Source organism: Streptomyces sp. NRRL B-24085 (genome assembly GCF_001282115.1).
Lineage (GTDB): Bacteria > Actinomycetota > Actinomycetes > Streptomycetales > Streptomycetaceae > Streptomyces.
Map to the genome: position 1 here is coordinate 1 of NZ_LJBR01000441.1, position 9892 is coordinate 9892.

The following is a 9892-nucleotide window of genomic DNA, read 5'->3' on the forward strand; positions in this document are numbered from 1 at the left end:
AGCCCCCGCCGCGTGGCCGCCAGCACCACCCGGTCCGAGGCCTGAAGCACATACGTGTCCGGCAGGTCCCACATCAGCCCCGGGGAGTCCCCGGACTCCTCCCGGGCCAGCACCCGCCAGGACCCCGCCCGGAACGCCTCGCCCACCGTCCTCCCCTCCAGTTGGGGATGGCCGGCCACATCCACCGCCGCGAACAGCAGCACCCGCCGCTCCACCGGGAACGCCCCGAGGATCTGCCGTCCCATCATCGCCCCGGCGAAGGCGGGCGCCGCCAGGTGGGAGACGCTCCGGCTGCGCGTGGAGGCGCGGGGGTGCGCGGCCCTGAGGGTGCGGTACACGGCGGTCGCGAAGTCGTCGTCGTACAGCCGCAGCACCACCCGCAGGTCGGGCCGCACGGCCCGGGCGTACAGCACGGCCTCCAGGTTCGTGGTGTCCGCGCTGGTCACCGCGAGCAGGGCGTGCGCGCGGTGGATCTTGGCGGCTTCCAGGACGCCCTCCTGGGTGACGTCCCCGAGCACCACCGGCACCCGCAGCCGCCGTGCGGTGGCGAGTCCGCGTGCCTCGGGGTCGGACTCGACGCACACCACGGGGATGTTCAGCTCCCGCAGCCGGGTCAGCACCCGGGTGCCGATCTTGCCGAGTCCGAGGAGCACGACGTGTCCGCCGAGGCCCCGGGGCGGCTTGCGCAGGGAGGACGTGGTGCGGAAGGTGCCGAGGGCCTCCAGGACCGCCGCGAGGAGCACCGGGAGGAGCAGCAGTCCGGCGAGCCCGGACAGGAGTTGGAGGATCTGCCGTCCGACGGACTCACCGATCGCCGGGTCGTCGATCGCGAACAGGTCGAGCAGGGTCAGGTAGAAGGCGCGCAGCGGATGGATGCCGGTCACGAGCCACAGCGCGACGGCGAGCGCGACCACGCATCCCACCATCCCGGCCAGTGACCAGCGCAGCCGCCGCGAGAACAGCGAGGCGAACCAGGGCATCACACCGCGCCCGTCGGGCAGCGGGGGCCCGGCGTACGACACCTGCTCCAGCACGACGGTCGCGCGGGCGCCGCCCTCCCGTACCGCCGCCGCGTCCGGCAGCAGGGCCGGGCCCTGGTCGCCGCCGGGGCCGGAGGCGTCGGTCGGCGAGAGCAGAGCGAGGGTGGCGAGGCTCGGATCGGCGCTCGCCCCGGCTCCGGCGGGCGGCCGTTCGACCGCCCGCAGCAGCAGTCCGCCGGTCTGGAGGACCTTGCTGGTGCCGGTGAGGGCGGTGGCGGCCAGCGCGGGCGCGGCGGTGTCGGCGTCGGAGAGCACGGTCGTGGAGGCGTCGAAGCCGGTCCCGTCGGCCGGGCCGCCGGCGGCCAACGCGGCGGCCTGGTCGAGGAGTTCCTCGATGTGCTGGCCGAGGCGCCGGTTGTAGAGCCGCAGGACGAGCCGCAGCCGGGGGTTGAGGCGGCGGGCGGTGAGGGCGGCGCGGATGTTGGTCTCGTCGTCGTCGTACACGAGGGCGAGGGCGTCCGCCCGTTCCACGCCGGCCCCGGCCAGGGCCGCTTCGTTCGGTTCGGCGGCCTCCATCAGCCGTATGCCGCCCGGGGGTTCGCCGGCCGTGGGGACGGCGGCGCCGTTGCCGTTGCCGTTGCCGGTCAGGCCGGCCGCGGCGGTCACCACCCGGTCGAGCAGTGCGGAGGCGGCGCGGGCCCGTACCACCACCGGTGGCCGCACGGTCCGTTCGGAGGCCGGGACGACCAGGGTGACCTGTTCGCCGTAGACGCCTCTGAGCTCGGCCGCCAGCCGGTGCGCGAGCCCGTCGTCCCCGCACACCACCATGTGCGCTGCTGCCGTGTCGCCCGGCAGTCCGGGACCCTGGTTCGGAACGCTCCCCACGAGGGAGAAGACTGCCGTACCGGGACGCATGTCGCCACGTGCGCCGGGTGAGGAACTCCTACGCCAAGAATTCCCCAAACCGGCGCGCACGCTGAGCAATCGGGCCTTCCCTGTCGTACGCACTGACAGGGAAACCAGCACCTCACCCCGGAGGGACCCCGGCTGTGGCCGTCACCAAAGCACCCCCGCCCGTGCGGGAGACCGGCGAGGACCGCCCGCCGGCCCCGCGGGGCGCGGCCGAGCGGCGCCTGAACTCCCCGCTGGTGCTGACCCTGTTGATGCTGCTGGTGGTGCTGTGCCAGGGGCCGATCCGCGGGGCGCTGGGGGCGCCGGTCATGCAGAGCTGGATGACGGTGTTCGTCGCCGTGCTCGTGCAGGCGCTGCCCTTCCTGGTGCTCGGGGTGCTGCTGTCGGCGGCGATCGCGGTGTTCGTGCCGCCGTCGTTCTTCGCCCGCGCCCTGCCGGGGAACCCCGCTCTCGCGGTGCCGGTGGCCGGGGTGGCGGGTGCGGTGCTGCCGGGCTGCGAGTGCGCGTCGGTGCCGGTGGCGGGCGCGCTGGTGCGCCGCGGTGTCACCCCGGCCGCGGCCCTCGCCTTCCTGCTGTCGGCTCCGGCGATCAACCCGATCGTGTTGACCGCGACCGCGGTGGCCTTCCCGCGCGACCCCGGGATGGTGGTGGCCCGGCTGGTCGCGAGCCTGCTGGTGGCGTGCGCGATGGGCTGGCTGTGGCTGCGCCTCGGCCGCACGGACCTGCTGAAGCCGCCGGCCCGGCACGCCTACGAGGGGCAGGGCAGGGGCGCTGCCTTCTGGGGCTCGGTCCGGCACGACGTGGTGCACGCGGGCGGCTTCCTGGTCGTGGGCGCGATGGCGGCGGCGACCCTGAAGGCGGTCGTGCCGCAGACGTGGTTGCGTACGGCGGCGGAGAACCCGGTGATCGCGGTGCTGGCCCTCGCCGCCCTCGCGGTGGTGCTGTCGATCTGCTCGGAGGCGGACGCGTTCGTGGCCGCCTCGCTGACCCAGTTCTCGCTGACCGCGCGGCTGACCTTCCTGGTCGTCGGCCCGATGATCGACCTGAAGCTGTTCGCGATGCAGACGGGCACCTTCGGGCGCGCCTTCGCCCTGCGCTTCGCGCCTGCGACCCTCGCCCTGGCGATCGTGGTCTCGGCGCTGACCGGGTGGGTGATGCTGTGAACCGGCAGGCTCAGTCGGCGGTCCTGTTCGTCCTCGGCGCGGCCCTTCTGCACGCGGGCCTGACCGACCTCTATCTCCGCTACGTCAAGGCCGGCCTGCGCCCGCTGGTCCTCGCGGCCGGTGCGGTCCTCGTCGTGACGGCGCTCGCGACGGCCTGGTACGAGTGGCGGGCCGCGCCCGGGGAGCAGGAGCACGCCCATCGCGAGCCCCGTGTCTCGTGGCTCCTCGTCCTGCCCCTGTTCGCCCTGATCCTCGTGGCCCCGCCCGCCCTCGGCTCCTACAGCGCGATGCGCACGGGCACGGCCCTGCAACAGTCGTACGGCTATGCGCGGCTGCCGGAGAGCGGGCCGCTGCGGCTGGGCCTCGCCGACTACGCGGGCCGGGCCGTCTACGAGCACGGCAAAGGTCTGTCCGGGCGGCCGATCACCGTCACCGGGTTCGTCGCCCTGGACCGCTCCGGGGCGCCCTACCTGGTCCGGATGGCCCTCAACTGCTGTGCGGCGGACGCCCAGCCGGTCAAGGTGGGGCTGACCGGGCGGATCCCGCCGGTCCTGAAACCGGACGGCTGGCTCCGGGTCACCGGCACGTACACGGCGAAGCGGACCAAGGACGCCGTGAACGGCGGGCCGATCCCGTACCTCGAGGTCATGGAGGCCGAGCCGGTTTCGGCGCCGACCGACCCGTACGACGAGACCTGGAACAACTGACGTCCGTCCCTCCGGCCGTGTCGTGCCGACCCGTCTGGCCCTTGCCGATGCCGGTGGCTCCCCCTAGCCTTCGATCTGACGACCCATCAGATACCGGCTAGGGGGCAGGCAATGGCCGTCACCACCGAGAGCGGAACCGGAACGGGACCGGGTGTCAGGGAGATCCCCAAAGTCATCAGCGTCGACGATCACGTCATCGAGCCCGCGCACCTCTTCGAGACCTGGCTTCCGGCGAAGTACCGGGACAGGGGGCCGAAGCCGCTCACCGCCGGCATCGGGGACCTCGCGTACGTCGGCGGGAAGTACCGGTTCACCACCGATCCGGAAGGCCAGCTCACGGACTGGTGGGAGTACGAGGGCGAGCTCTTCCCGTACAAGCGGATCATCGCGGCCGTCGGCTTCTCGCGGGACGAGATGACCCTGGACGGGATCACCCGCGAGCAGATGCGGCGGGGCTGCTGGGACCCCAAGGCCCGGGTGGAGGACATGGAGATGAACCATGTCGAGGCCTCCCTGTGCTTCCCCACCTTCCCGCGGTTCTGCGGGCAGACCTTCGCCGAGGCCAAGGACAAGGAGGTCGGGCTCGCCTGTGTGCGCGCCTACAACGACTGGATGGTCGAGGAGTGGTGTGGGGACAGCGGCGGCCGGCTGATCCCGCTGTGCCTGATCCCCCTGTGGGACGTCGAGCTGGCGGTCGCGGAGATCCGGCGCAACGCCGAACGGGGCGTCAGGGCCGTCACGTTCAGCGAGATCCCGACCTATCTGGGGCTGCCGTCGATCCACTCCGGCTACTGGGATCCGTTCTTCGCGGCCTGCGAGGACACCGGGACGGTCGTCAACATGCACATCGGCAGCAGCTCCCAGATGCCGGCCGCCTCGCCCGACGCCCCGCCCGCCGTCCAGGCCTCCCTGTCCTTCAACAACGCCATGGCCTCGATGATGGACTTCCTGTTCAGCGGGGTGCTGGTGAAGTTCCCCCGCCTGAAACTGGCGTACAGCGAGGGCCAGATGGGCTGGATCCCGTACGCCCTGGAACGCGCCGACGACGTGTGGGAGGAGCACCGGGCCTGGGGCGGGGTCAAGGACCTGATCCCGGAGCCGCCGTCGACGTACTACTACCGGCAGATCTTCTGCTGCTTCTTCCGCGACCGGCACGGCATCGAGGCCATCGAGACCGTCGGCGTGGACAACGCGACCTTCGAGACGGACTACCCGCACGTCGACTCGACCTGGCCGCACACCAAGAAGGTCGCCTGGGAGCACGTGGCCGGGCTGTCCGAGGACGTGACCTACAAGCTGCTGCGGGGGAACGCGATCCGCATGCTGCAACTCGACCTCGACCGGTAGACCGTCGGCCCGGGCACTTCCTGTGCACGCGGGCGGGCGTGGCCGGTCATGGACGAGAAGACCCGACCGCTGGCGACGGGGGATGCACCAGCGGTCGGGCTGTGGCCAACACTAACAAGGCCGCAGGAACAGTGGGAGCGGACTGCTCGGCTGCGGGGAGAAGTTGTGATCGGGATCACGTAATACGCTTCAGTCGCACGGAGGATCGTACGAGAGCCGCGGCAGGTACTCCTCCCAGGCCTGGCGGGTCAGCACGTTCGCAGTGGTGGCGCAGACGCGGTCGATGGCGTGGTCGACGTCCAGGTCCCACAGCCGGATGGTGTCCGCGCCGCTGGAGACCCCGAGCATGCGCCGGTCCGGGCTGAAGGAGAGGAAGCTGCCGGTCCTGGCGCTGGGGCTCATCGACTGTCCGATGGGGCCGGCCTCGGACGGGTCGGCCACGTCCCAGAGCCGGACCGTGTTGTCGTGGCCGCCGCTGGCCAGCGTGGCGCCGTCGCGGCTGTAGGTCAGCGACACGACCGCCTCGCTGTGCCCGGTCAGCGCCGCTCCCGTCTGCTCGGCGCGCCGGGGGTCGGTCACGTCCCAGAGCCGGACCGTGTCGTCGTCGCCGCCGCTGGCCAGGGTGTGCCCGTCCGGGCTGAAGACGAGCACGTTGACGGGTCCGGTGTGCCCGGTGAGCGGCTTGCGGAGCAGGGCCGGCCGGGCCGGGTCCGTCACCTCCCACAGCCGGATGGTGCCGTCCGCGCTGCCGCTGGCCAGGGTCCGGCCGGCCGGGCTGAAGACGAGGCTGTCGATGTACCCCCGGTGGCCGGCGATCGGGCCGTGCGAGACCGGGCGGGCCGGGTCGGTGACGTCCCACAGCTGGAGGCTGCGGCTGTCGTAGGCGGTGGCCAGGGTGCGTCCGTCCGGGCTGAACGCCAGGGCGTCCGGGCCCATGAACCGGGAGTGCAGGACGAGCGCCGGACCGTGGGGGACGGGGTGGGCCAGGTCGGTGACGTTCCACAGCTGGACCCGGCCGGTGGTGAGCACCGCGAGCGTGCGGCCGTCGGGGGAGAACAGCACCTGGGAGAACGGGTCGCGCACCACGGGGGTGAACGGCCTGCCCAGGGCCACGGGCCGGTCCGGGTCCGTCACGTTCCACAGCCGGATCCGCCCGTCCCGCCCGGCCGTGGCGAGCACGTCGCCGTCCCGCCGGAACGCCCCGCTGCTGCCCACCAGGTCCCCCGCCGGGATCGACCACAGGCGCACCTTGCTGTCGCCGCTGCCGGTCGCGAGGGTACGGCCGTCGGGGCTGAACCCCAGCGCGTACATCTCACCGCTGCTCCCGGCGAGGGGCTCGCCGACCTGCGAGGGGTACGCCGGGTCGCTCACGTTCCACAGGCTCGCCGTGCTGTCGGCGCTGGCGGCGGCGAGCTTGCTGCCGTCGGGGCTGAAGGCCACGGACCAGATGGGGCCGGTGTGACCGGTGAGCGGTGAGCCGACCGGACCCGGGTCGGCGGGGTCGCGCACGTCCCACAGCCGGACGGTGTCGTCCGCGCTGCCGCTGGCCAGCTCGGTCCCGTCCGGGCTGAAGGCGACCGAGTGCACCAGACCGGTGTGCCCCTTGAGCACCCTGTCGTACGCCCGGGGGTGCCGGGGATCGGTGGTGTTCCACAGCCGGACCGTGTTGTCGTCACCGCCGGCGGCGAGCGTGTGCCCGTCGGGGCTCCACGCCACGGACCGCTCGGCGGCACCGGCCCCGGTCAGGACGACGGGCGGCTTCTTCGGCCCGTCGGTGCTCCACAGCCGTACGGTGCGGTCCTCGCCGGCGGAGGCCAGCGTGCGCCCGTCCGGGCTGAACGCGATCAGGTAGATGGTGCCGTCGTGGCCGGTCAGGGGGGCGCCCAGCGGTTTCGGGTGACGTGGGTCGGCGAGGTCCCAGCGCCGGATCGTCCCGTCGTCGCCGGCACTGGCCAGGGTTGTGCCGTCCGGGCTGAAGACCGCGCTGCTCACCCAGCTCCTGCCGCCGGCGAGGGGTCCGCCCAGCGCCTTGGGGTGCCGCCGGTCGCTGACGTCCCACAGCCGGACCGTCCGGTCGTAGCCGGCGGTGGCGAGGAGCTTGCCGTCCGGGCTGAACGAGGTGAGGTAGACGGCACCGGTGTGACCGGTGAGGGGGGTGGCCAGCGGCGCGTTGACGATGGAGATCAGCCGGGTGTTGGTGCCCTCGTCGCCGGGCCTGAGGCGGTGCGCGACCAGGCCGATCCGGGCGGACAGCGACGGGTCCGTGGACTGGACGCGGTCCGCCTCGGCGACGACCTGCTCGAACACGGCGTCGTTGCGCTGCTGCCAGGCCACCACCGCCGAACCGACGGCCACCAGCGCGAGGACGACCAGCGCCGACACCGCACCCCGGGCGATCAGGACGGTACGCCGGCGCAACCGGACCGAGGCGGCGAGGAACTCCACCGCGCTGCGGGTCAGATAGGTGTCCCCGGCGGACTTCGCCCAGGCCCGCGCCTGTTCCAGCCGCGAGCCCCGGTACAGCAGCGAGGAGTCCCGGTTCGACCCCTCCCAGGAGCGGCCGTCCTCCTCGATGCGCTGGCGCAGCAGATGGTCGCTGCGGTCCTCGTCGATCCACTCGCGCAGTCGCGGCCACGCCGTCAGCAGCGCCTCGTGGGTGATCTCCACGGTCTCCGCGTCCAGCGTCACCAGGCGGGCCCGCACCAGGGCCTCCAGCGACTCCTCCGTCTTCCCGGGGTCGGCCGACTCCGCGGCGAGCCGGCGCCGGGTGCCGCGCCGGCGGGTGGCCTGGGTGTCCTCGCCGAGCCGCACCAGACGCAGCAGCAGCAGCCGGGCCGCCGTGCGCGCCGCCGGGTCCAGCCCGGACCAGGCCCGCTCGGCGGTCGCCGCGACCGCGCCCTGGATACCGCCGGCCGCCCGGTAACCGGCCACGGTCAGCCGCCCCGCCTTGCGGCGCTGCCAGGTCGCCAGCAGCGCGTGCGAGAGCAACGGCAGTACGCCCGCGTCGTGCGCCCCGCGCGGGCCGTCGGCGCTCACCTCGCGCACGATCAGCTCCGCGAGCCCCGGCTCCAGCTCCAGGCCCACGGCCCTGGCCGGGCCCGCCACGGCCTCGCGCAGTTCCGTGTCGGTGAGCGGACCGAGCACCATGTGCCGGTGCTGGAGTGCGTCGGCGAGCTCGGGATGGTCCAGGCAGCGCTCGTAGAAGTCGGCGCGGATGCCGAGCATGACGAGGGCGGGGGCCTGCGCGTCCGGGCCGGCGGGTGTGCACGCGGCGTGCAGCAGGCGGACGAAGGTGCGCCGGACCCACTCGTCGGAGCAGAGGGTGAACGCCTCCTCGAACTGGTCGACGATCACCACGGGCCGGGCGGTGGCGGCCTCGCGCTGAGCCCACGAGGCGACCGCTTCCCGGACGGCGTGCGCGAATTCCGGAGGGTGGTCGATGTCCGGTCCGCCGCTCCGCGCCGCCGAGACGACCGGTTCGAGCTCCGGTATCCGGCCGGTCAGTTCGGTGAGCGGATCGGCGCCCGGCACGAGTTGCAGGACCGGGCGGCCGCCGTCCTCGCCGGAACCGCCGAGCGCGCCCTCCTCCAGGGCGGTCACCAGACCCGCGTTGAGCAGCGAGGACTTGCCCGCGCCCGAGGCGCCCACGAGCATCACCAGGCCGCCGGTGCGGGTCTCGGCCGCCGAGCGGAGCAGCCGGACGAGGGCCTCCGTGCTCCGTTTCCGGCCGAAGAACCAGCGGGCGTCCTCCTGCCGGTAGGAGGCGAGGCCGCGGTACGGGCAGACCCCGGCGGGGGGTTCGGGCTGCGGGCTCTCGTCCTCGTCCGGCGCCAGCGCGCGCTCCCACAGCCTCTGCCACTGGCCGAGGTCGTACAGACCGGCCGAGACGGGGGTGGGACTGATCCGCCGGGCCTCGGGAATGAGGATGTGCAGCACGGCCGCGAGGGCGGTGAACTGAGCGGGCACGTTCCGGGCCCGCCGCCAGTCGCTGATCCGCTGCGCGGACACCCGGACCGGGCGCCCGCGCTCGTCCACCCGCTGGAGCCGGCCGACTCCCTCGGACACGCGCTTGAGGGGCGGATTCCCTGCCTCCCTGTACAACAGTGCGAGACGCTCCGCGAAGGCCGTGCGTGCTCCTGAGTCGGAGCTCAAGGTCTTCCACCCCTTACTTCCCTCGCCGGTTGAATCCGGACCGGAAAACTCACTTTATACGGCTGACCTGCGGTAACGCACTGCCTCCGGAACCGGAACCTCCTCTGTCCGCCCCCTGGCTGGCAGGATCACGACCCTGCGGCCCGGCCATCGGGCGACGCCATGACAGGCCACCAGCCCAGCGCCCCGCATGCCACTCAGCGCGCCGCACGTTCTCGGCCACATTCCGCCCACGGTCACCCGCTTCCTCCGGTACCGGTCCCCACGAGGGGAGGGACCGGTACCGGACGAAGCGGGACGATCACTGCGCCGCCCCTACACTTGGTCCGGCGGTTGACCCGAGAGGACGGGAGAGGGCGGTGGCGAAGATCGTCGGCGGTTTCCAGGACCCGTCGCCGGAGGTGCTCGCCGAGGCGGCGGCCGTGTTCGGACTGCTCGCCTCCTCCGCCCGGCTGCACATCATGTGGGCGCTGTCCCAGGGCGAGAGCGACGTCACCCACCTCGCCGACCGGGTCGGCGGCGCGCTGCCCGCGGTCAGCCAGCACCTCGCGAAACTGAAACTGGCCGGGCTCGTGCGCTCCCGCCGCGACGGCCGCCGGCAGATCTACTACGTCGACGACCCCGACATCGT

The 9892-nt window shown here is 73.2% G+C and carries 6 protein-coding genes; 4 read left to right on the forward strand and 2 right to left on the reverse strand.

All coding sequences use genetic code 11. The features are described from left to right. A partial coding sequence (locus AOJ26_RS36010) for an NAD-binding protein (protein ID WP_053852567.1) occupies positions 1 to 1808 on the reverse strand: 1808 nt, incomplete at its 3' end. A gap of 221 nt (positions 1809 to 2029) precedes the next feature. Here AOJ26_RS36010 and AOJ26_RS36015 point away from each other — a divergent pair. The 3 genes from AOJ26_RS36015 (at position 2030) to AOJ26_RS36025 (ending at position 5109) form a co-directional block, all read left to right on the forward strand. Next, on the forward strand, positions 2030 to 3055 hold the full coding sequence (locus AOJ26_RS36015) for a permease (protein WP_053852568.1): 1026 nt from the start codon (positions 2030 to 2032) through the stop codon (positions 3053 to 3055). Continuing rightward, positions 3052 to 3762 carry a TIGR03943 family putative permease subunit gene (locus AOJ26_RS36020; protein WP_053852569.1) on the forward strand — a complete coding sequence of 237 codons (711 nt, stop codon included), beginning with the start codon at positions 3052 to 3054 and terminating at the stop codon, positions 3760 to 3762. The genes AOJ26_RS36015 and AOJ26_RS36020 overlap by 4 nt, the downstream gene beginning before the upstream one ends. A 111-nt stretch (positions 3763 to 3873) precedes the next feature. Beyond that, on the forward strand, positions 3874 to 5109 hold the full coding sequence (locus AOJ26_RS36025; RefSeq protein WP_053852570.1) for an amidohydrolase family protein: 1236 nt from the start codon (positions 3874 to 3876) through the stop codon (positions 5107 to 5109). A gap of 189 nt (positions 5110 to 5298) precedes the next feature. Here the strand turns inward: AOJ26_RS36025 and AOJ26_RS36030 are convergent, their stop codons facing one another. Continuing rightward, positions 5299 to 9261 carry an AAA family ATPase gene (locus AOJ26_RS36030; RefSeq protein WP_078960158.1) on the reverse strand — a complete coding sequence of 1321 codons (3963 nt, stop codon included), beginning with the start codon at positions 9259 to 9261 and terminating at the stop codon, positions 5299 to 5301. Between the two features lie 359 nt (positions 9262 to 9620). Between AOJ26_RS36030 and AOJ26_RS36035 the strand changes: the two genes are divergently transcribed. Beyond that, positions 9621 to 9892, forward strand: a 272-nt coding sequence (locus AOJ26_RS36035; protein WP_053852571.1) for an ArsR/SmtB family transcription factor, incomplete at its 3' end; no start/stop codon positions are given.